The following is a 22,262-nucleotide window of genomic DNA, read 5'->3' as shown; positions in this document are numbered from 1 at the left end:
TTATTGAAAGACGCAGGCAGCAAGGCCATTGGCGGGGTTAAACCGGATTGTCGATATCGATAAAGGTGACATCCAGCCCGTGCACGGTAGCGAGCCACTCCCCCAGTGCCTTGATGCCGTAGCGCTCGGTAGCGTGGTGGCCGGCGGCGTAGAAGTGCATGCCCATCTCCCGGGCGGTGTGGATGGTCTGCTCGGAGGCCTCGCCGGAGATGAAGGCGTCTATCCCCTGCTCCGCCGCCTGGCTGATGTAGCTCTGGCCACCGCCGGTGCACCAGGCCACCGAGCTGATGAGCTCAGGGCCGCTGTCGCCGCAGTGGAGCGGTTCACGACCGAGACGCTCGGCAATCAGCTTGGCAAAATCGGCGCCGCTCATGGGCTCTTCCAGCTTGCCCACCATGGCCACGCTCTTGCTGTTCCAGGGCTCCAGGCCGCGGCGCACCTTGATGCCAAGCAGCTTGGCGAGCTGGGCGTTGTTGCCCACCTCGGGGTGTACGTCCAGGGGCAGGTGGTAGGCAAACAGGTTGATATCGTGGGTCAGCAGGGTCTTGAGACGGCGCCGCTTCATGCCGGTGATCTGGGCAGGTTCGCCACTCCAGAAGTAGCCGTGATGGACCAGAATGGCGTCAGCCTCGGCCGCCACGGCCGCATCGATCAGGGCCTGGCTGGCTGTGACGCCGGTCACCACCTTGCGAATGCGCTCGCGCCCTTCCACCTGCAGGCCGTTGGGGCAGTAATCCTTGATGGCATGGGGTTCGAGCAGGTGGTTGAGCAGGCTTTCGAGTTTACGATGAGAGATCATGGGAGTCTCCTAACAGGGCTCCCTGCGCAGGATCGCAGGGAGCCGGATTGAGATCGTCAGGGGACCATGATAATCGAGCCGGACCGGCAAGGCCACGGTATGCCGCTCCTAGGCGGGCAGCTCGATGCCGGCGTCACGCATCTGGGCCAGCTTGTAGCGCAGGGTGCGCGGGCTGATGCCGAGCTTGTCGGCCACCGCCTTGCGGCTGCCATTGCACTCCTGCAGGGTGTCCAGGATGATCTGGTGCTCCTGCTGCTTGAGCTCCCCTCCCAGCCCCTCCACAGACAGGCGCTCCAGGGGACGCACCAGCTCCTCGTCCGTCTCCTCCAGGATCAGGTGTTCGCAGCCGACCACCCCCTCCGGGCAGAGGATCAGGGCGCGCTGCACCACGTTGTCCAGCTCGCGCACGTTGCCGGGCCAGGGGTGACGGAGCAGGCGCTCTCGGGCCTCATCAGAGAGCCGGGGCGCCGGCAGCCCCTGCTGACTGGCGTGCAGCGCCAGCAGGTGCTCCGCCAGGGGCAGGATGTCACCCGGACGCTCCCAGAGCGACGCCCAGCGCAGGGGGAAGACGTTGAGACGGTAGTAGAGATCTTCGCGGAACAACCCGTCCTGCACCGCCTTCTTCAGATCACGGTTGCTGGTGGCGATGACCCGCACATCGAGCGGGATCATCTTGCGGCTGCCAAGCCGCTCCACCTCTTTCTCCTGTAGCACCCGCAGCAGCTTGGCCTGCAGCCCCAGATCCATCTCGGTGATCTCGTCGAGCAGCAGGGTTCCCCCCTGGGCCTGCTCGAACTTGCCCGGACACCCCTGTACCGCCCCGGTGAAGGCCCCCTTCTCGTAGCCGAACAGGGTCGCCTCCAGCATGTTCTCGGGAATGGCGGCGCAGTTGATGGCGACGAAAGCCTGTTCGGACCGGTTGGAGTTGTCGTGGATGTAGCGGGCCAGCACCTCTTTGCCCGTCCCGCTCGGACCGCTCACCATGACGGTGGCCTCGCTCCTGGCGACCCGGGTCGCCAGCTGGAACAGCTCGGCGGTCTTGGGATCCCCGAACACCACGGCGCGCTTCTCCACTTTCTGGGCCGGCACGTAGCGGCTGACCTGGTTGAGCAGCACCTCGGGGGAGAAGGGCTTGGCCAGGTAGTCGATGGCCCCCTCGCGCATGGCACGCACCGCCCCGTCGATATTGGCGTAGGCGGTCATCAGGAGCACGGGCACCTGGGGGTACTGCTGGCGGATGTTCGCCAGCAGGGTGAGGCCGTCCATGCCCCCCATCTGGATATCGGAGATCACCATGTCAAAGCGCTGACGGGAGAGCGTCAGCAACGCCTTCTCGGCACTGTCGACCTCGCGGCACTCGTAGCCCCCGAGCAGCAGGGTATCCACCAGAGCCTCGCGCAGGCCATTGTCATCTTCCACCACCAGGATGCGGGCCTGGGTCATGCTGCACCTCCTGCGGCGGGGATCGGGTACGCCCAGTGGGGCAAGACGTGATTCATGCTACACCTCCAAGCTGCACCGCTTGCTGGTGCAGGGGGAACGACAGGGTAAAGCAGGTGCCCTCGCCGGGCACCGAGGCCACGCTGACCTCCCCCTGGTGGGCACGTACCACGGATTGCACCACGGCAAGCCCGAGACCTGTGCCCTGGGAGCGCGTGGTGAAGAAGGGTTCGAAGATCTGGCCGAGCAAGGCGGCGGGCATCCCCTTGCCATTGTCGAGAACGCGCATCTCCACCCGGCTGCCGCTGCGCACCGCGCTCACCAGCAGGGAGTCGGCGCCGGCCTGCCGGGCGTTGGCGATCAGGTTGTTGATGGCCCCGGCCAGGGCGCTGCTGTTGGCGAGCAGGCAGAGATCGGGCTCCGGTGCCTCCAGGTGCAGGGCGCAGCCCTGCTGCTGGCAGAAGGCCTCGGCACCGGCCTGAACCTCCGCCAGCAACCCCTGCACCGAGATGGGGGACACCACCTGGTTGTCGCCGTTGCGGGCGAACAGCAGGATGTCGTTGATCTGTTTCTCCAGGTCTTGCAACCTGGCCATCAGCTTCTGCTGGAACTGGCTGCGGGATTCGGGCTTGAGGGTGCGGTTGGCCAGATTGGCCGCATAGAGCATGGCGGCAGAGAGCGGGGTGCGGATCTGGTGCGCAAGGGACGCCGCCATGTTGCCCAGCGCCGACAAGCGTTTCATGTGGTTGACCCTGTCCTGCAGCTGGCGGGTCTCGGTGAGATCGGTGATGAACACCAGCTGACCCGGCTGATCCGGCAACGGCTGGGTGGAGAGCTGCACCCGGCGACCGTCCCGCAGGGAGATCTCGTGGCCGTCGTCCTCGCGGGGCTGGAAACAGCGGGCGATGATCTGGCGCCAGGAGAGACCCTCCAGCGGCTCACCCAGCAGCGTCAGGGCGGCAGGGTTTGCGCGGGTGATCAGCCCCTCGCCATCGAGCAGCAGCACGCCGGTCGGCAGTGCCGTGAAGATGGCGTACAGCTGGCTCACTTCGTGAGACTGGAGCGGGTGGTCCTGCGGCGAGATTGTCATAAAGCTGACCTCAAACTGGCGATTGAGTCAGCTTATTCAATTTCCATGCCAGCTAATAAAACACTATATATCAATACGTTGAGAGCAGAGTGTCAAAGCATTGACCTCAGTTGTCCTTGCTCATGCCGTATTTCTTCATCTTCTCCACCAGGGTGGTGCGGCGCATGCTGAGCAGGTCGGCGGCGCGGGCCACGACCCCGTCCTGGGACTCCAGGGCCTGACGGATCAGCTCCACCTCGAGGTCGGCCAGCATCTCCTTGAGATTGACCCCCTCCTGGGGCAGTTGCATGGGCAGGGGCATGGCGATGCCCGGATCCAGCACCGGGGGGGACTGGAACACGGCGGCCAGGGCATCCCGCTCATCCATCTCGGTGAGACGCTCGTCCCTGGGCTCGCAGGGCAGCAGCCGGTAGCGCCCGGGCAGGTCCGCCACGTCGACGATCTGGTTCGGATAGAGGATCAGCAGGCGTTCGATGAGGTTCGACAGCTCGCGCACGTTGCCGGGCCAGGGGTACTGCATCAGGGATTCCATGGCCCGCTGGGTCAGGCGAATGATACCCCTGTGCTGCTCCGCATGGCGATTGAGCAGCTCCTGCAGCAGCAGCGGAATATCGTCGCAACGATCCCGCAGCGGCGGCGTCTCGATGGGGAAGACATTGAGGCGATAGTAGAGATCCTCGCGAAACGCCTGGGTGCGGATCATCGCCTCCAGATCCCGGTGGGTCGCCGCGATCACCCGCACGTCCGCCTGCACCGTCTTGCCTCCCCCGACCCGATCGAACTGGCGCTCCTGAAGCACCCGCAGCAGCTTGACCTGCATGGGCAGCGGCATGTCGCCGATCTCGTCGAGGAAGAGGGTCCCCCCCTGGGCCAGCTCGAAGCGGCCGCGCCGGGCGGCGATTGCGCCGGTAAAGGCCCCCTTCTCGTGGCCAAACAGCTCGCTCTCCAGGAGCTCTGCGGGAATGGCGCCGCAGTTGATGGGCACGAAGGGACCGTGACTGCGGGAGGAAAGCTCGTGGATGGCACGGGCCACCACCTCCTTGCCGGTCCCGGATTCCCCCAGGATCAGCACGTTGGCGTCGGTCTCCGCCACCTGGCCGATGAGGCGGCGCACCTCCTGGATCCCCTTCCCTTTGCCCACCAGCAGGCGCAGCAGCGTCTGGCCCTTGTCGTGGAGCTGGTGACGGGGATGGAGGGAGATGAACGCCTGGCAGAAGTGCAGGTGACGGGTCAGGGACTCATAGGTGAAAGGCGCTTCGGCCACCCCGATGAAGTTGCTTGAGCCATGGTCTTCCGGCATCAGGGAGATGAACGGGATGCGCGGGTAGGTGGCCAGCAGCTCGCCGAGGGGGCGCTCGCTCAATCCGCCCGCCAGGATCCCCTGCAGCGGACCGGAAGAGTCGATGGCCACGTCGAGATCGGCCTCCACCACCTCCTGCCAGGGTATCCCCATGAAGGAGAGCACTGTCCCCAATTGCTGACGCCGCTGCTCATCCCCATCAACGAGCAGCACCCCCATAGCCATCCTATCCATATTTTTCACACCTGAAGCCAAGTTATTGTTTTTAAAGTATTTATTATAAACAGCTATGCACTGTGCCACGAGGGGCACAAAGTGCCAAAATTCCGGCGGATTGTCAAAACTTGTCGGATTATAGCCTGTCTGGGCGGGACGGGGATCACGCTCTCGGTAAACCCGGTGTCATGCGAAAGTCTGACAGGGGGAAAGCGAGGCGCCGGCAGGGACCGGCGCCTCGAACAGGATCAGTGCTTGACCCTGTCCTGGGGGGCGGCGTAACGGCACTCGGGGAAGCGGCTGCACGCGAGGAAGAGGCGGCCGGCGTGGGGGCCTTTCTTGGCCTCTCGCTCCACCAGGGGGGCCGCGCAGCGGGGGCAGTGCGGAGTCTCGGTCCGGGAGTCATCATCCTCATCCGGGTCGAGGAAGGAGTTGTCCACCAGCAGGGGCTCAGGCGCCACGAGCTGGGAAGCAGCAACAAGGGGCTCCGGCTCCACGGGCGTCTCCACGGTTGAAGGGGACGCCATCAGTGGCATGCCCGCGCCATGCCCGGGGGCGCCGAGATCCACCCCATCGAGCAGCAATGGACTGAAGGTCGGCTCGCGGCGCTCCCCCGGCAGCAGATCCTCCGACGGGGCGCTCGCCGTTGTCAGCAGGGGCAGCAGCTGCTCCCGCAGCTCCTCCACATCATAATGGCTGCCAGCCGGGATCTGCAGCAACGGCAGGCCCGCACCATCGCAGGCGGCTTTGAGGAAAAGATCCCGCCCCTTGCTGCGTTTCTGATGGCGGTGGCCGCTCTCATCGAGCTCGACGGCGCAGAGGAAGGAGAGATCCGCCGGATGGCAGAGCAGGTAGTCGAAGTGCCTGTCGCCAATCTTGCCAAGCGCCTGCTGCCGCTTGCCCTTGCCCAGGCGTGCCTCCGGCGTCAGCACCAGAGAGGCGCGCACCTTGGCAAAGACCCGCGCCTGGTCGCCCACGGCCTGATCCAGCGCACCGAGGAAGGTGCGCTCGGCAGGGCTCAGCAAGGTTTCCTGCAACTCATAGGGCTCGGCCCTGCTCTCTTTGCCCCGACGCCAGACGATCACCAGCAGGAGCAGCACCAACAACACGGATCCCGATACGACGAGGCTATTCATACACGCACATCCCGTTCACAAGACATATTCAGCTCAAACCAACACGAAGGGGCCACACTCTACCACGGGGGACGCGCCTCAGGCAGAGCGGAAATCGACGCCGCTCCGGCATTCGCGTTTTTTCACTAAATTTGCGCGGGGCGGGCTTCATCTGGCCTGTCACAGCAGGCACAATGCTAGAGCCCATGGACGTTTGGCCCACGCGCGGTCGTCCCCAGACGTCAACAGACCCCAAGCAGCCCATTCAAGGAGAGCAGGATGCAAAAGCAATTGGTCGTCACCGTGATCGGCGCAGACAAGCCCGGTATCGTCGAGAGCCTGGCGGACACCATCACCCGACAGCAGGGTAACTGGCTGGCGAGCTCCATGAGTGAACTGGCAGGGCAATTCGCCGGCATCCTGCATGTCGCCGTCCCCGACGAACACTACCGCAGCCTGTGCGAGGCGCTGGTGATGCTGCCCGGTCTCACCGTCAGTTTCGCCGAAGGCCAGCTCAGCCCGGAACCGGCCTGTCAGGTGATGCTGAGCGTCACCGGCAACGACAGGCCGGGCATCGTCCACGAGGTGGCCAGCATACTGCGCCAGCTCAACGTCAACGTCGCCGACCTCACCACGGGCTGCGAACCCGCGCCCCACTCCGGCGCCCCCCTCTTCTATGCCCATGCCCTGGTGGCCCTGCCGCCGCAGGTGGCACTGGACGATCTCGTCACCGCCCTGGAGTCCCTCTCCGACGACCTGGTGGTCGACATCGATCAGGATCTGAGCGAATAGCGCTGACTGTCATAAATCCGTCATGGTTTGACGCCATAACTTCCGCGCAGACGCAATCAGAGCACAGAGGAACCAGATGAGCACCGACAAGCAGTATGAAGAGAAAGAGCTTAGCTGGCTCTCATTCAATGAACGGGTGTTGCAAGAAGCCATGGACAAGACGGTCCCCCTCATCGAGCGGGTCCGCTTCCTCGGGATCTTCTCCTCCAACCAGGACGAGTTTTTCAAGGTACGGGTCTCGGACGTCAAGCGCCGCATCCTCATCAACGAGGTGCACGGCGGCGACGACGAGGCCAAGGTGCTGCTGCGGGCCATCCAGCAGAAGGTGATGGCCCTCGGCGAGGCATTCGACAACACCTACAAGGAGCTGCTGCTCGCCCTCGCCCGCCACAACATCTTCCTGGTCAACGAGAACCAGCTCTCCGAGTCCATCCAGCAGTGGTTGCGGGTCTTCTTCCGGGAAAAGGTGCTGCGGCACATCATCCCCATCCTCCTCAACAAGGAGGTCAACCCGGTCAAGTTCCTGAAAGACGAGCACACCTATCTCGCCATCGAGATGAAAAAGAACGGCCAGGTGATCCAGTACGCCCTGGTGGAGGTGCCGACCGACGATCTGCCCCGCTTCTTCCAGCTGCCGCCGGAGGGGACTCGCCGCAAGAAGCAGATCATCATCCTGGACAACGTCATCCGCTTCTGTCTCGACGAGATCTTCAAGGGCTTCTTCGACTACGACGAGATTGCGGCCTACGCGGTCAAACTGACCCGGGATGCCGAATACGATCTCTCCGACCAGCTGGACCTCAGCCTGGTGGACAAGATGAGTGATGGCCTGAAGCAGCGCCTCACCGCCATGCCGGTGCGCTTCGTCTACGAGCGGGAGATGCCCGCGGCCATGATAAGCTTCCTGAAGCTCAAGCTGCAGATCAGCTCCTACGACGCCATCATGCCGGGCGGGCGCTATCACAACTTCAAGGATTTCATCGGCTTCCCCAACGTGGGCCGGGATTACCTGGAAAACCCCAAGCTGCCGGCGCTGGACTGCCGCGACTTCGACGGCTTCGTCAACGCCTTCGACGCCATCACCAAACAGGACATCTTGCTCTACTACCCGTACCACAAGTTCCACCACTTCACGGAGCTGGTGCGCCAGGCGGCGTTCGATCCGGCGGTCAGCGCCATTCGCATCAATATCTACCGGGTCGCCAAGAAATCGCGGATCATCCACTCCCTCATCGACGCCGCCAACAACGGCAAGAAGGTGACTGTGGTGGTGGAGCTGCGCGCCCGCTTCGACGAGGCGGCCAACATCGACTGGGCCAATATCCTGACCGATGCGGGGGTCAAGGTGGTGTTCGGGGTGCCGAGTCTCAAGATCCACTCCAAGCTCTGCCTCATTACCCGCCACGAGAACGGCGAAGCGGTGCGCTACGCCCACATCGGCACCGGCAACTTCAACGAGAAGACCGCCAAGATCTACACCGACTTCTCCCTGCTGACCCGCCACCCGGACATCACCGCCGAGGTGGAGAGCGTGTTCGAGTACATCGAATACCCGTACCGGCGCTACAAGTTCAACCACCTGCTGGTCTCCCCCATCAACAGCCGACGCCAGCTCTATCGCCTCATCGACAACGAGCTGGCCAACGCCAAGGCAGGGCAGCCCAGCGGCATTACCCTCAAGATCAACAATCTGGTGGACAGGGACCTCATCAACCGGCTCTATGCCGCCGGTCAGGCCGGGGTGCCCATCCAGATGATCATCCGCGGCATGTGCGCCCTGCGCCCGGGCGTACCGGGCCTGAGCGACAACATCCGGGTCATCAGCATCATCGACCGCTTCCTCGAGCACCCGCGGGTCATGGTGTTCCACAACAAGGGCAACCCCCAGCTCTACATCTCCAGTGCCGACTGGATGAGCCGCAACATCGACGGCCGCATCGAGGTGGGTACCCCCATCTATGACGAGCGGCTCAAGCAGCGCATCCTCGACATTCTCGAGCTGCAGCTGGGCGACACCTGCAAGGCACGGGTCATCGATGCAGACCAGAAGAACGAGTACGTGAAGCGGGGCAACCGCCGCAAGGTCCGTTCCCAGGTCGCGATTTACGACTACCTCAAACGCATAGAGTCACACCATGGACAATAGTCTGTACGCCGCTGTCGATCTGGGGTCGAACAGCTTCCACATGGTCATCGCCCGCCTCAACGAGGGGCGGATGCAGATCGTCGATCGCATCAAGGAGCGGGTGCGCCTCGCGGAAGGGATGGACGAGCAGCGCCGCATGTCGGAGGAGGCCATGGCCCGCGGCCTCGACTGCCTCGCCCTGTTTGCCGAGCGCCTGACCAACATCAAGCCGGATCAGATCCGCATCGCAGGCACCTACACACTGCGCCGCGCCAGCAACGCCCGCGCCTTCGTGAGCGAGGCGGCCAAGGTGCTCAACCACCCCATCGAGATCATCAGCGGCCAGGAGGAGGCGCGCCTCATCTATCAGGGGGTCGCCCATACCCAGCACATCGAGGGCCAGGTGCTGGTGGTGGACATCGGCGGTGGCAGCACCGAGCTCATCATCGGCGAGGGGTTCGAGCCCAAGGCCCTCACCAGCCGCAAGATGGGCTGCGTCAGCTTCACCCAGAGCTTCTTCCCCAACGGCAAGCTGAGCGAGAAGGCCTTCAACGGCGCCGTGCTGGAGGCCCAGCACCAGCTCGCCCCCATCATCAACCAGTACCGCAAGCTCGGCTGGCAGAGCTGCCTTGGCAGCTCCGGATCCATTCGCACCGTGCGTGACGTATTGCAGGGGGAGGAGTGGACCGACGGCGCCATCACCCTGGCGGGCCTGGAGCGCCTCAAAACCGAGATGCTCAAGCACAAGAAGGTCGACCAGCTCAAGCTGGCGGGCCTCACCGAGGAGCGCCAGGGGGTGTTCGCCGCCGCCGTGGCCATCCTGCTCGGGCTCTTCACTTCCCTGCCCATCGAGCGGATGGAGTACTCTGACGGCGCCCTGCGCGAGGGGCTGCTCTACGAGTTCGAGGAGCGGTTGCAGCACCACGACATTCGCGAGCGCACCGCCCTGGCCCTCTCCACCCACTATCACATCGACAAGCGCCAGGCCACCCGGGTGGAGCAGAGCGTTCTCGCCCTGTTCGATGCCCTGAGCGGCCCCTGGGAGATGCCGGAGGAGCCCTATCGCGCCATTCTTGGCTGGGCGGCGCGACTGCACGAGATAGGCCTCGCCATCAACTACAGCGGCATCCACAAACACTCAGCCTACATCTTGCAAAACACCGACCTGCCCGGTTTCAACCAGGACGATCAGGCCCTGCTCGCGGCCCTGGTGCGCTTCCAGCGCAAGGGACTCAAGCTCGCCGAGCTGCCCGCCCTGCCGAACCACGACGAGCAGACGGTGCTGCGCTGCATCCGCATCCTGCGCCTCGCGGTGGCGGCCCACCACAGGCGCCAGGACAACCTGCTGCCCGAGTGGAACGTGCAGGCCGCCGGCGATCAACTGGTGGTCACCCTGCCGCTCGACTGGTGCGACGAGAACCGGCTCCTGATGCAGAATCTGGAGAAGGAGCACCGCTACTGCCAGGAGCAGGGCTGGCCCCTGCTGTTCCAGCTCGGATAAGGGCCAAACCCAGACGAAAAGGCAGCCGATGGCTGCCTTTTGTCGTTATGCCGGTCTCACTGCAGGTCAGGCAGGATCAGCTTGGCTATCTCGAAGTAGATGATGAGGCCGGTGCCGTCCACCAGGGTGGCGATGAAGGGGGCCGAGACCACGGCCGGGTCGATGCGCAGGCGGCGCAGCACCATGGGGATCACCGAGGCGACGGTGGCACTCCACAGCACGATGGCGACGATGGTCAGGGTCACGACCATGCCGATCTCGGGCCCCACCCCCAGGCTCCAGGCCCTCACCCAGGCGGCCAGGGCAATGGCCGCCGAGATGAGCAGGCCGGTGGAGAGCTCTTTTTTGAGCACGGTGCCAAGGTTTTTCAGGCTCACCTCCCCCACCGCCATGGCCCGCACGATCGTGGTGGTGATCTGGGTGCCGCTGTTGCCGCCGGTCCCGATCAGGAGCGGAATGAAGAAGGCGAGCGCGATGGCTGCCTCCAGCTGCTCCTCGAAGGCCCGCAGCACCGTGCCCGTGTAAGCCTCCGCCACGAACAGGATGAGCAGCCAGCCCACCCGCTTTCGCCACAGCTGCCAGGGGGTCGCCTGCAGGTAGGGCGTGTCCAGCGGCGAGGATCCCCCCTGCAACTCAGCATCTTCGGTGGATTCGAGCTCCAGGATGTCGGCGGCATCGTCCACGTGGAAGACCCCCACCAGACGCCCCTGATCTTCCACCGGCAGGATGGAGAGGTCGCGATCGATCAGCAGGCGGGCAGCCAGCTCCTGATCCGCCCGGGCATTGATGCGCACCGTCTCCCTGTCCATCAGCTCCCCCACCCCCTGCCGGGGATCGGCGATCAGCAGCGACTTGAGAGAGACGTGGCCCAGCAGACGCCCCTCGTCGTCCACCACATAGAGGTGCCCGAACAGCCGGGCCTGATCCCAGGCGCCGTGGATCAGCTGCCTGGCGCTCTCCACCGTCGCCCCCTCCGTCACAGAAAGGTATTCATGGCGCATGTTGGTCCCCACCGACTCGCCCGGCCAGGCCAGCAGCGACAGGAAGACGCGCCTTGCCGGATCGGGCAGACGGGCGAGCAGGGTCTTGCGATCGTGCTCATCGAGCCTGCGCAGCATGGTCAGCAGGTCGCGACGAGCGATGGCCCCCTGCAGGACCCCGACGATGCTGCCATGGAGCCTGAGCAGCAGCTGGCCGGCACATGCCGCAGGCAGGGAGCCTAGCAAGGCCGCCCCTTCGCGCTCGGGCAGGGTATCGAAGATGCAGTTGAGCTCTTCCGGACGCAGGACCAGGAGCTGATCGGCGCGAGCCACCGGATCCTGGTTGTGTGCAAGCCAACCCCGCAGGGCGACAGGGTCGAGCAGTTGATGACGGTTGAGCAGGGTGTGTGTTTTCTTCATCACAGATGTCCTCATGTGATCCCGGGTCGGGCCCGGGAGCAGCCGGTCATACCGGCTGCCGTTTGCAAGAAAACAGCAATTTGATTGACGAGTAACAGGCAGGAAATGACGCCGTCCGGCGTGTTTTCATCCCCACGTACCAGCTTTAGCACTGCATAACGTATCCGGCATGCCGGAAGCCACTTGGGTTGACACCTTAATCCGATGAAAACTGTCCTGATCTTGGGCGTCTCTGGACGTCGTGAGATCAGTGGCCTGTGTTTATGCAGGAGCCTCGCCTAACGAGATGCTGCGAATGATGCGCACGGCGTGCCGTGCGGTCGGCATCATCGGCGCCCGGGCCTATGACGTCAAGGCGGTTCGGCCCCTGGCAACGGGTTGTTACAATTTGGGCAAGAGGCTGGCTGGGGATGAAAAGATCGCTCCCCCGGGCCAGGGCCACGAGGGAGCAGCGGTCAACGGCAGATAGCAGATATCAGCGGATATAGTCGAACAGGGTCAGCTTGCTTATCTTGCTGAAGGCGAGCTGGGAGGCGCTCATGGCCGCATCCTCCTTGGAGAGGGTCGCGATCACCTCGTACATGTCGGCCTCCGAGACCTTGGCCCGCGCCTGCTGGTTCAGGGTGCTCAGCCCCTCATTGGAGCCCATCACCTGCTCCAGGCTGTTCATCCGCCCCCCCAGTTCCCCAAGACCCCGGTCCACTTTGGTTCTGGCGTTGTTTATATGGGTGGTGGCATCCGCCACCGCCAGCTGGAAGTCGCTTGCCGGGAGCGCGGGGTCGCGCAAGGCCGAGATGAAGTCGGACATGCCATTGAGCACGCTGTCGTTTGTCGGGGTGTCCAGCGCGAAGGTCTGATCCGTCCCTCCGGCTGGCAGATCCAGGGTCAGCTCCAGCCCGTTGAAGGGAATCTTGTTACCCGCTACATAGTCGCCGCTCTGCAGCAGGTTGCCGCCGCTGTCCTTGATTTCGTAGGTATCCGGCGGGCCCGCCAGGGTGCTCACCGTGAACTGGTTGTTGGCCGCCGTGGCCGGGTCGTAGTTGTTGCGATAGAAGCTCTCGAAGTTCCCCTGATCCCCGACCCCCACCTGGATGTTGGTGCTGGTGGCACTGGCGGTGCGTCGGGTGGCCACCGTCTCGAACAGATCGAAGCCGGAGTCGTTGGCCGGGATCTTGACCGTGGGGGAGATCTGGATGCTGCGCTGGCCCGTGTCCCCCTGGAACACGTAGTTGCCACTGGCATCCTGAATGAAGGGTTGAGTCTTGCTCTGGTTGCCGCCGAAGATGAACTCCCCCTGGGAGTTCTTGCTGTTCATCAGATCGAACATCTGTTTTTGCAGCCCCTCCAGTTCGCTTGCGATGGCGCTGCGCTCCTCGGCGCCCATGGCGGAGTTGTTCGCCTTCTGGATCAGGGTCTGGGCGCTCATCATGGCGCTGTTGAGGGAGGTGAGCACCGTTTCCTCGTGGCCCAGGCTGTTCTCCAGCAGGCTGCCGTTGACGCCGTATTGCTTGAAGAGGTCGATCTCCTTGGTGAGCGCCATCTTCTGGCTCATGCCGGAGGGATCCTCGCCGGAGCGGGTGAACTTGTCCCCCGTCATCAGCTGGTTGTAGGCCGTGTTCTGGCGTTCGCTGACCTTGCTCATGGTGGCCAGGTTGCGGTCATAGATCATGTTGGTGGTAATGCGCATGACTTACCTCACGGAGGAGAGCAGGGTGTCGAAGATGGTCTTGGCGGTGTTCACTATCTGGGCAGAGGCCGCATAGGACTGCTGGAAGCGGATGAGGTTGGCCGCCTCCTCCTCCAGGTTGACCCCGGAGACGCTCTCGTAGATGCCGGTGCTCTGGGTCAGCTTCGCCTCGTTGGCCTCCAGCAGGGTCTTGGCCTGGCTGGTCTTGTTGCCAATCCCGCTCACCAGCCCGGAGTAGGCGTCGTTGAAGGTCATCTTGTCGTTGCTGGTGGCGGCGTTGTTGTTCTTGCGCACCAGCTCCTTGTTCTGCAGCTCCGCCAGCGCCAGGCCGTTGGCGTTGTCGGCGAAGCCGTCCTTGTTGTAGCTCAGGGTGAAGCTGTCATTGGCCTCCACCTTGCCGGTGATGCTGAAGTCGTAGCCCGGGGTCAGGGCCGGCACTATGGGGGTGCCAAGCGGCATCTCCAGAGCGGACATCAGGTTCTGCCCCTTGGTGGAAGCCGGCGCCACCCCGAGCAGGTTGTTGTTCTTGTCGTAGACCTCGTAATTGCCACTACCGTCGATCTTGATGACCTGGGGGGCACTCGGGTCCAGGGTGTTGGTGCCAAAGCCCGACCCCGTTCCCGTGTTGTAGAGGCTGCTGATGGTGATCTCGCCCGAGCCCAGGTTCTGGGCGTTCTTGTCCGCCTTGATGGGGGACGCCAGCGCGATGTCCTCGGGCCGGGTGATGGCGGCCTCGAGGCCGGCGGCGGCATGTTTGGTGGGTTGCAGCACAATTTTGTCGCCGGCCACCGGGGCGCCGGAAAGCTCTATTTCGATGCCGTGCCCCGCTACCTCGAACTTGGCGGGCGGAGTGGTGCCGGTCGCCACCGAGGTGCGCTGGCCACTGGCATCGATGGAGAAGACCTCATAGCCGGTGGGGCCGTTGAACTGCACCTCGTAGTCGAAGGTGGTCACCTCGCTGCCCTTGCCGGGCACGAAGTTCACGCTGGCGGCGCCACTGCCCTGGTTGCCGGCATACGGCAACCCCTGGCTCCCCTCGAGGGTGAAGAGATCCCCTCCCAGCTCGTTGTCCAGATCCATCCCCAGCCGGTTCTGCTGGTTCATGGCGTCCCCCAGGGCGACGGCCAGCTGCCCCAGCTCCCGCTTGGTCGGCTCCAGATCACGGCGCGCGGTGAAGAGGCCGCCTATGGTCCCCCCCATGTCCTTGTCGCTGATGGTGGCCTTGTTGGCCCCCAGGGTCAGCTGCAACGTCGCATCCCGGGAGTCAGGGTTGCCCGCTACCACCTTGAACTGGGCCACGCCACCGTCCAGCACCAGGGAGTGCCCGGTGCTCATGTTGACCAGCATGCTGCCGTTGGGCTGGGTCACGGTGCGGATCTCCATCTTCTCGGAGAGCTGGCGGATGGCCTCGTCCCGCTGATCGAACAGCATCAGGCTCTCTTCCGGCGAGCCCTGGGTGCGGATGATGGCCTGGTTCAGGTCGTTGATGCTGTTCAGCAGGCTGTTCACCCTGTCCGTCTCGTCGCCTATGGTGGCATTGATGGTGTCGCTCTGCTTGTCGAGCTGGGCGGAGAGGGTATGGAACCTGTCCACCATGCCGTTGAGCTCGCTCAATGTGGTCTTGCGCCCCCCGATCTCGGCGGGCGACTCGTTGGCGGTATGGAAGGCCTTGAAATAGGAGGTGATCGTGGTGCCCACGCTGTTGCTGCTGTCACCGAGCAGACTGTCGAGCTGGAACAGCTGATCGTAGCGCGCCCCTGAGGCGTGGTAGGCGGAGGTGTCCCGACGCATCTCGGCCTGGGCATAGGCGTTGATGACGCGCTCGCTCACCATGTCCCCCGTCCCCAATCCGATGGAATTGGTGTAGATCAGGGTGCGTTCACGTACATAGCCCTGGCTATTGACGTTGACGATGTTGTTACTGGTGGTCTGCAGCAGCCGCTGCTGGGCCAATACACCCGATGTCCCGATTCCAAGCAGATCGCTTGCCATAGCTTACAGCTCCATCTCTGTGTTCCTGGTCGCAGCGTTGCCGGGCGCCGAGTAGCCGGCGATGGCATCGCTGCGCAACACTTGTTTAAGTTTTTTGGCGTACTGGGGGTCGGTGGCATACCCGGCCTGCTGCAGTGCCTCGAAATAGCGGTCCGGGCTGTCGACCTTGGCCAGGGCCCCCTTGTAGCGGGTGCCCGAGGTCAGGAAGTCCACATAGTCGTTGAAGCTCTCCTCGAACGACTCGTAGGAACGAAACGCCGCCTTCTGACGCGACGCCACCCCTTGTTCATACTCCAGAGTGCTCACCACGGCCTTGGGCCCTTCCCAGCGCGGATCGGCCTTGATGCCGAAAAGGTTGTGGGTTATCTGCCCCTCCCCGTCCTTGATCACCCGCTTGCCCCAACCGCTCTCCAGGGCCGCCTGGGCCACCAGCACCGCCGGACTCAGCCCCAGTTTGTCCGCCGCCTTCTTGGCGAGCGGCATCAGCCTGTCGACGAACTCTTCCGGACTGTCGAACACCTTGGCACTGCCATCCAGGGCCGGCGCCCGCTGGATACTGCCCATGGGCGGCACGGTGCGGTGAGGGCGACGAGGCGGGGCCAGCCGGGACTCACCCCCATTCATCTCGCTCTTCATTTCGTTATCAGCAAAATCTTTGCCAACTTTGGAGGCCGCGATCAGATCGTTGGAAGCACTGGGGGGCTGATAGGGCTTGTAAACCCGCTCGGTACGCTCGGGCAGCTTGAGCACGCGCCCGTCCTGATGGGTGAAGGTCTTCTCGGGGGAGAGCTGTCTGGCCACCATCTCGGCAATGCCGAGCCCCCCTTTGCTCGACATGTCGGCAACCCGCTGCTCGTCCAGCATCCCTTCATAGAACTGGGTGTAGCTGCTGTTCATCGGGTTGCCCTCGGTCAGCACCGAGTTGGCCTGGCGCATCCCCTTGAACAGGGTCTGGGTGAAGATGGACTCGAACTGGCGGGCTGCCGCCATCAGTGCCCCCTGCTGCCCTTCCTTGCTCTGGCTCATGCGCCGCAGCTTGTCCAGGTTCTGGACGTCCTGCACCATGCCAAGATTGATACCGCTCTGGGTGTCGAACTCTGCCATAACTACCTCTTTGCCGCCCGTGGCAACCGCTTGCCGCTCAAGAAACTACAGAATGACCAGCTGCCCCTGGATCGCGCCCGCCTGCTGCAGCGCCTCCAGGATCGCCATCAGGTCGCCCGGGGCCACCCCCACCTGGTTCACCGCCCGCACCAGATCGTCCAGGGTCGCGCCGGTATCGAACTTGAACATCCGCCCCGGATCCTGCTGCACATTGATGGTGGAGTTGTTGGTGACCGCCGTCTGCCCGCCCGCCAGCGGATTGGGCTGGGAAACCTGCTGGTTCTCGGCAATGGTGACCGTCAGGCCGCCGTGGCTGATGGCGGCCGGGCGCAACCTGACCTCGCTGCCTATGACGATGGTGCCGGTACGGGAGTTGACGATGATCTTGGCGGACTCGCTCGCCGGATCCACCTCCAGGTTCTCGATGGTGGAGAGGTAGGAGACCCGCTGGGCCGGATCCCGCGGCGCGAACACCTTGATGGAGGTGGCATCCTGCGCCTGGGCGGTGTTGGGCCCCACCAGATCATTGACCACGTCAGCCACCCGGCGAGCGGTAGTGAAGTCCGGCCGGTTCAGGTTGAAGGTGATGGTGTCCCCCTGGCTGAAGGAGTTCGGCACCTCCCGCTCCACGGTCGCCCCGTTGGCGATGCGTCCCACGGTCGGGGTATTGATCACCACCTTGGATCCGTCCGCCCCCTCGGCACCCAGGCCACCGACCACCAGGCTGCCCTGGGCCACCGCATAGACGCGGCCGTCCAGCCCCTTGAGGAAGGTCTGCAGCAGGGTGCCGCCCCGCAGGCTCTTCGCCTCGCCGATGGCGGAGACGGTGACGTCTATGGTCTGGCCCGGCTTGGAGAAGGGAGGCAGGTCTGCGTGGATGGCCACCGGCGCCACGTCCTTGATCTTGGGCTTGATGTTGTCCGGCACCTTGATGCCGAAGTTGTTGAGCATGGTCCTGAAGGTCTGCTCGGTGAAGGCGTTGTTCTTCTCACCCGTGCCGGGCAGACCCACCACCAGACCGTAACCGATCAGCTGGTTGCTGCGCACCCCTTCCACCGAGGCGAGATCCTTGATGCGGGACGCGTGCGCCAGCCCGAGCGGCAACAGGCAGCACAGCAGGGCAAGCAGACGGAATCGGTTCATGACATCTCCTAACAAAACCACTGTGGCCCGGATCGAATGGGTTGTCCGGGCACCTGACGCTTAGATGGGCCACCAGGGGCCATTGAAGAAGCTGGTGAGCCAGCCCTGTTCCTGGGTGTTGGCCAGATCGCCGGTCCCACCGTAATGAATGCGCGCATTCGCCACCTTCTGGGATGACACGCTGTTCTCGGAGCTGACGTCCTCCGGGCGCACCAGGCCGGTGATGCGGATGTATTCGTTGCCGTTGTTGAGCATGATCCACTTCTCGCCGCGCACCAGCAGGTTGCCGTTCGGCAGCACCTTGACCACGCTGACCGAGATGTTGCCCTGCAGGCTGTTGCTCTGATCCGCCTTGGCCTGCCCCTTGAACGCACTGTTCTGGCCGATGGAGGCCGACAGATCGTAGGGCCCCGCCGTGACCGGCACGCCACCCAGGGTGACGGGGTCGAGCGCCAGCTTGTTGTCCTTGCCGCTCTGGGTGTTGGCCTTCTTCGACGCCGAGGTCGACTCCGCCAACTGGATGGTGATGATGTCACCCACCCGGTGCGCCTTGATGTCCGAGTAGATACCGTTGACCTGCTCGGGCTGGAAGATGGCCCCGGTCGGGCGCACCGACACCGGCTCCGACTCGCCGTACACGGGGGCGAACTCGGGATCGTCGGGTCTCGGGGTGTTGAGGGTACTGGTACAGCCTGCCAGCGTCAGCAGGCTCAGCATCCAGATGGCTTTCATCATGACTCTCCTAATCAGGTGCGCTGGGTAAGGAAGGACATCATTGAGTCCACCGCAGAGATGACCTTGGAGTTCATCTCGTACACCCGCTGGGCCTGGATGAGGTTCACCAGCTCCTCGGTCACGTTGACGTTGGAGGTCTCCAGCATCCCCTGTTTGATGACCCCGAGCCCGTCTGCACCGGCGGTTCCCTGGATGGGGGCGCCGCTGGACTGGGTCTCGACGAAGAGGTTCTCCCCCATTGGCTGCAAGCCGGTCGGGTTGACGAAGTCCGTGGTGTTGATCTGGCCCACCACCTGGGACTGGCCGTCCCCCTTGAGCTGCACCGAGACCTGGCCATCCTCCCCCACGGTCACGCTCTGGGCGTTCTCGGGGATCTGGATCTCCGGCTGCAGCGGATAGCCGTTGCCCGGGGTCACTATGGTGCCCTCATCGTTCAGGGTGAACTGGCCGTTGCGGGTGTAGGCCGCGCTGCCGTCCGGCAGCTGGATTTCGAAGTAGCCGCGGCCGCTGATCATCAGGTCCAGGGAGTTGTCCGTGGTCTGGACGTTGCCCTGGCTGTGGTTCTTCTGGGTGGCAACCACTTTGGCCCCCGCCCCCAGCATCAGGCCGGAGGGCAGTTCGGTGTCCGCCGAGGAGCGGCCACCGGGCTGGTTGACGTTCTGGTAGAGCAGATCCTCGAAGATGGCTCGCGCCTTCTTGTAGCCCACGGTGCTGGCGTTCGCCAGGTTGTTCGAGGTGACCGAGATGTTGGTCTGCTGGGCATCGAGGCCGGTCTTGCTGATCCAGAGTGCAGGATTCATGGTGTGCTCCTTGATTAGCTGATACGCAGCAGCTGGGTTTGGGCCTCGTCGTTCTCCTCGGCGGTCTTCATGATCTTGACCTGAGTTTCAAACTGACGTTGCAGGCGAATAAGGTTGGTCATCTCGTCGACCACGTTGACGTTGCTCCCCTCAAGGGAACCGGCGATCAGGCCCACCTCGGCAGAAGCGGCTTCCTTCTGGCCATCCTTGCGGCGAAACAGGCCATCCTGACCCTTCTCAACCGCATCCCCCGCCGGGTTGACCAGCTTGATGCGCTGGAAATCCTCCGGCAGGTTGGCGGCGGCCCCCTCGGGGCGACCGCTGATGGTGCCATCCCGATTGATCTCGATCTTCTCCATGGGCAGCGGCAGCACGATGGGCTGACCGCCGTCGTCCACCACGTTCAGACCGGTGGAGGTCTGCAGGTTGCCGGTGGCATTGAGCTGGAGGTTGCCCATGCGGGTGTAGGCTTCGCCACCGTTGGGATCCTGCACCGCTATCCAGCCCGGCCCATCGACGGCGACGTCAAGATCCCGGCCCGTGGTCTGCAGCATGCCGTGCTGGAGGTTCTGGCCCGGCCGCTCGGTCATGGCGAACACCCGCGTGGGCAGCCCTTCGCCAAACGCCTGCATGCTGCGCGCCTGCTCGAAGTCAGACTTGAAGCCGATGGTGTTGGCGTTGGCCAGGTTGTTGCCACGCACAGCCAGGCTGTTCATGTTCTCCTTGGCCCCGGACATGGCAATGTAAAGCAGGTGATCCATGGGATCCTCCGTCAAACAGATGACTCTCGCGGGAGAACTGCAAGTAGGATGCCAAGAAGAGAGAAGAGCGACGACATGGAGGAGGAAAATACGCCTGCCGCAGACGACAAGGGGCGCCGAAGCGCCCCTTGTAACCGCCAAAAAGCTTAGCGGATCTGCAGTATGTTCTGCTGCAGGGAGCTGTTCACTTCCAGGGAACGGGAGTTCGCCTGGAAGTTGCGCTGGGCAGTGATGAGATCGACCAGCTCGGTGGTGAGGTCCACGTTGGACTGCTCCAGCGCCGACGACTTGATGGAGCCAAACGTGCCAGAGTTCGGGGTGCCGGGCAAGGCATCGCCAGAGAGCAGGGACTGGCGCCAGGAGGTGTCGCCGACCTGGGTGAGACCCTGGGCATTGGCAAACTTCGCCATGGCCACCATGGCCACCTTGACGGTGGTGGCGTTGCTGTAAGTAGCGGAGACTATGCCATCCGCCCCGATCTCCACCTTGGTCAGGCGACCGACGGTGGAACCATCCTGGGTCAGCTTGCTCACTTCAAAGGGGGAGGCGTACTGGGTCACGGTGCCGAGCTTGAACTCGATCTCCTGGGTGCCATCGGCGCCATTGGTGATGATACCAGCCCCCGCCGCCCCCAGGGGTTCCGTCTTGATGACCGCCGGGGTGGTGGGTGTGACCATCTTGCCGGAGGCATCGAAGGTCACCCGGGCACTCAGGGGGGCCTGGCTGACGCCGGTCGCCATGGTGGTGGCCGTACCGCCTACGATGTCGATGGGCTTGTCCCCTTCATAGAGGTACATGCGCCAGGCCGTCGGCACCGCCGCTTGGGTAGGATCGGCCGGATCCGCTTCCTTGGTGAAGTACTGGGTGATGGTGTGTGGCTCGCCTAGGGAGTCGTAGACCACCACAGAGGTGGAGGAGGCATATGTGCTCGAATCCGTGGGGTCAAACTTGGAGGCATTCACATCCATCAGCGTTTTCGTGCTGGAAGGCAGGTTGAAGCCAGCCTCGACCGTCGTGGTCTGCACCGGCTCACCGGCCTTGTCCGGGATCTGGATGGGCTTGGTGGCATTGATGCTCACCGCCTTCGGCGTGCCGTCAGAGTTGATCTCGTACCCTTGCAGATAACCGCCGGAGTTGCTGACCATGTAGCTGCTTTCATTGAGCTTGAAGGCGCCTGAACGGGTGTAGGTACGATCCAGGTTGGTCAGGCCGTCCGAGGTCACGAAGAAGCCGTTGCCCTGGATGGCGAGATCCAGCGCGTTGTTGGTGAATTGCAGCGCGCCCTGGTGGAACTGCTGGGCCACAGCGCCAGTCGCCACCCCGTTGCCGACCTGGGTCTTGGCGTTGACGAAGATGGAGTTGGCGTAGACGTCGGCGAACTCGGCACGGGACTCCTTGAAGCCGGTGGTGTTGACGTTGGCAATGTTGTTCGCGGTGACGTTCAGGTCTTTTTGAGCCGCATTGATGCCGCTGAGGGCATTGTTGAATGACATGTCTTTCTCCTTAGATCACTGCGTTAGAGGTCGAAGCCGACTTGGTCGTCGTGTTGCCGGTCGTCCCGCCAATTTCCAATACATCGGTCAGATAGATGCCGCCCAGCCCCTTGAGCTTGAGGGTACTGGGGTTGGAGCTGGTGCCCAGGGTAACGCTCTCCACCTTGGCGTAGGTCAGGGCGGGGACGCTTTCCGACTTGCCGTCCACGGTGGCGTAGGCTTCTATCGAATACTTCCCGCTCTTGGCCGCATTGCCCGACTTGTCGAGGCCATCCCACGTGAAGGGCACGTTGCCTTTCTGATCCCCCTCGATGGAAAACTCCTTGATCACCTGACCGCTCTCGTCCTTCACCGTCACCTTGATGTTGCTGCCGCCGTCACCGGTGGCGATGACGCCGGAGAGGGTGCCCCCCTTCTCCACATAGCCGGTGTTGGAGGGAATGAGCACGTTCTGACCCACCAGGGCCGACGCCTGCAGCGCCTGGCTGGAGGTCATCAGGCTGTTGAGACTCTCCATCTGGGTGGAGAGGCTGCTGATCCCCTGTGACGTCGACATGGACGTCATCTGGGAGAGCATCTGGGCGTTGTCCACCGGCTTGAACGGGTCCTGATAGGAGAGCTGCATGGTCAGCAGCTTCAGGAAAGACTCCTGATCCAGCTCCTTCTTCTGGGTGCTGGTGCTGGCCGTGCTGGTCTGGGCCGACGTCGTCCGGTTGACACCCAGCAGGCTGTCATAGGTATCTGCCACTTATGCGTCCCCCTCTAGGGC

The 22,262-nt window shown here is 63.6% G+C and carries 18 protein-coding genes and 1 riboswitch; of the genes, 3 read left to right on the top strand and 15 right to left on the bottom strand.

The genetic code is table 11. The features are described from left to right. Positions 1-37: 37 nt before the first annotated feature. The 5 genes from J9885_RS18855 to J9885_RS18835 form a co-directional block, all read right to left on the bottom strand. A complete protein-coding gene (locus J9885_RS18855) occupies positions 38-799 on the bottom strand; it encodes a Nif3-like dinuclear metal center hexameric protein (protein WP_043759437.1) in 762 nt (253 codons plus the stop codon). Between the two features lie 108 nt (positions 800-907). Beyond that, the gene (locus J9885_RS18850; protein WP_210550382.1) at positions 908-2,242 is read right to left on the bottom strand and encodes a sigma-54 dependent transcriptional regulator; all 1,335 of its coding nucleotides are present in this window, start codon (positions 2,240-2,242) and stop codon (positions 908-910) included. 52 nt (positions 2,243-2,294) lie between these two features. Next, positions 2,295-3,329: an ATP-binding protein gene (locus J9885_RS18845; protein WP_210550381.1), complete on the bottom strand. Its 1,035-nt coding sequence runs from the start codon at positions 3,327-3,329 to the stop codon at positions 2,295-2,297. A gap of 106 nt (positions 3,330-3,435) precedes the next feature. After that, positions 3,436-4,854, bottom strand: coding sequence for a sigma-54 dependent transcriptional regulator (locus J9885_RS18840; protein WP_282598318.1), 1,419 nt, complete (start codon positions 4,852-4,854; stop codon positions 3,436-3,438). A 239-nt stretch (positions 4,855-5,093) separates the two neighbouring features. After that, on the bottom strand, positions 5,094-5,981 hold the full coding sequence (locus J9885_RS18835; protein WP_210550379.1) for a DUF2726 domain-containing protein: 888 nt from the start codon (positions 5,979-5,981) through the stop codon (positions 5,094-5,096). 258 nt (positions 5,982-6,239) lie between these two features. Between J9885_RS18835 and J9885_RS18830 the strand changes: the two genes are divergently transcribed. The 3 genes from J9885_RS18830 to ppx all read left to right on the top strand — a co-directional run bounded on the left by J9885_RS18830 (position 6,240) and on the right by ppx (position 10,378). Continuing rightward, complete coding sequence (locus J9885_RS18830; RefSeq protein WP_043759419.1) at positions 6,240-6,752, top strand: ACT domain-containing protein; 513 nt, start codon at positions 6,240-6,242, stop codon at positions 6,750-6,752. A gap of 76 nt (positions 6,753-6,828) precedes the next feature. Further along, complete coding sequence (ppk1, locus tag J9885_RS18825) at positions 6,829-8,898, top strand: polyphosphate kinase 1 (protein ID WP_043759414.1); 2,070 nt, start codon at positions 6,829-6,831, stop codon at positions 8,896-8,898. Beyond that, on the top strand, positions 8,888-10,378 hold the full coding sequence (gene ppx, locus J9885_RS18820) for an exopolyphosphatase (RefSeq protein ID WP_043759411.1): 1,491 nt from the start codon (positions 8,888-8,890) through the stop codon (positions 10,376-10,378). The genes ppk1 and ppx overlap by 11 nt, the downstream gene beginning before the upstream one ends. A 56-nt stretch (positions 10,379-10,434) precedes the next feature. Here ppx and mgtE read toward each other — a convergent pair whose 3' ends face one another. From mgtE to J9885_RS18770, 10 genes are all read right to left on the bottom strand, one after another. Next, positions 10,435-11,778 (bottom strand): magnesium transporter, encoded by a 1,344-nt coding sequence (gene mgtE, locus J9885_RS18815; RefSeq protein ID WP_210550378.1) that lies wholly within the window; start codon positions 11,776-11,778, stop codon positions 10,435-10,437. Between the two features lie 123 nt (positions 11,779-11,901). Continuing rightward, a riboswitch (M-box (ykoK) riboswitch) is annotated at positions 11,902-12,071 on the bottom strand. Positions 12,072-12,253: 182 nt separating this feature from the next. After that, on the bottom strand, positions 12,254-13,465 hold the full coding sequence (flgL, locus tag J9885_RS18810) for a flagellar hook-associated protein FlgL (protein WP_210550377.1): 1,212 nt from the start codon (positions 13,463-13,465) through the stop codon (positions 12,254-12,256). A gap of 3 nt (positions 13,466-13,468) precedes the next feature. Then, positions 13,469-15,457: a flagellar basal body rod C-terminal domain-containing protein gene (locus tag J9885_RS18805; RefSeq protein WP_043759399.1), complete on the bottom strand. Its 1,989-nt coding sequence runs from the start codon at positions 15,455-15,457 to the stop codon at positions 13,469-13,471. A 3-nt stretch (positions 15,458-15,460) separates the two neighbouring features. Further along, the gene (gene flgJ / locus J9885_RS18800) at positions 15,461-16,561 is read right to left on the bottom strand and encodes a flagellar assembly peptidoglycan hydrolase FlgJ (protein ID WP_210550376.1); all 1,101 of its coding nucleotides are present in this window, start codon (positions 16,559-16,561) and stop codon (positions 15,461-15,463) included. A 45-nt stretch (positions 16,562-16,606) separates the two neighbouring features. Then, positions 16,607-17,704 carry a flagellar basal body P-ring protein FlgI gene (locus tag J9885_RS18795; RefSeq protein WP_043759395.1) on the bottom strand — a complete coding sequence of 366 codons (1,098 nt, stop codon included), beginning with the start codon at positions 17,702-17,704 and terminating at the stop codon, positions 16,607-16,609. 60 nt (positions 17,705-17,764) lie between these two features. After that, on the bottom strand, positions 17,765-18,436 hold the full coding sequence (gene flgH / locus J9885_RS18790; RefSeq protein WP_043759393.1) for a flagellar basal body L-ring protein FlgH: 672 nt from the start codon (positions 18,434-18,436) through the stop codon (positions 17,765-17,767). A gap of 14 nt (positions 18,437-18,450) precedes the next feature. Next, positions 18,451-19,239 carry a flagellar basal-body rod protein FlgG gene (gene flgG, locus J9885_RS18785; protein WP_005329779.1) on the bottom strand — a complete coding sequence of 263 codons (789 nt, stop codon included), beginning with the start codon at positions 19,237-19,239 and terminating at the stop codon, positions 18,451-18,453. A 14-nt stretch (positions 19,240-19,253) separates the two neighbouring features. Further along, positions 19,254-20,000 carry a flagellar basal-body rod protein FlgF gene (flgF, locus tag J9885_RS18780; RefSeq protein ID WP_043759391.1) on the bottom strand — a complete coding sequence of 249 codons (747 nt, stop codon included), beginning with the start codon at positions 19,998-20,000 and terminating at the stop codon, positions 19,254-19,256. A gap of 146 nt (positions 20,001-20,146) precedes the next feature. Beyond that, complete coding sequence (gene flgE, locus J9885_RS18775) at positions 20,147-21,493, bottom strand: flagellar hook protein FlgE (protein ID WP_210550375.1); 1,347 nt, start codon at positions 21,491-21,493, stop codon at positions 20,147-20,149. A 10-nt stretch (positions 21,494-21,503) separates the two neighbouring features. Further along, on the bottom strand, positions 21,504-22,241 hold the full coding sequence (locus J9885_RS18770; protein WP_210550374.1) for a flagellar hook assembly protein FlgD: 738 nt from the start codon (positions 22,239-22,241) through the stop codon (positions 21,504-21,506). Positions 22,242-22,262: the final 21 nt, after the last annotated feature.

Source organism: Aeromonas sp. SrichE-2G, assembly GCF_017939565.1.
GTDB classification, from domain to species: Bacteria; Pseudomonadota; Gammaproteobacteria; order Enterobacterales; family Aeromonadaceae; genus Aeromonas; species Aeromonas taiwanensis.
Note: the sequence above shows the minus strand (reverse complement) of the source record. Positions and strands in the feature narration are given on the sequence as shown.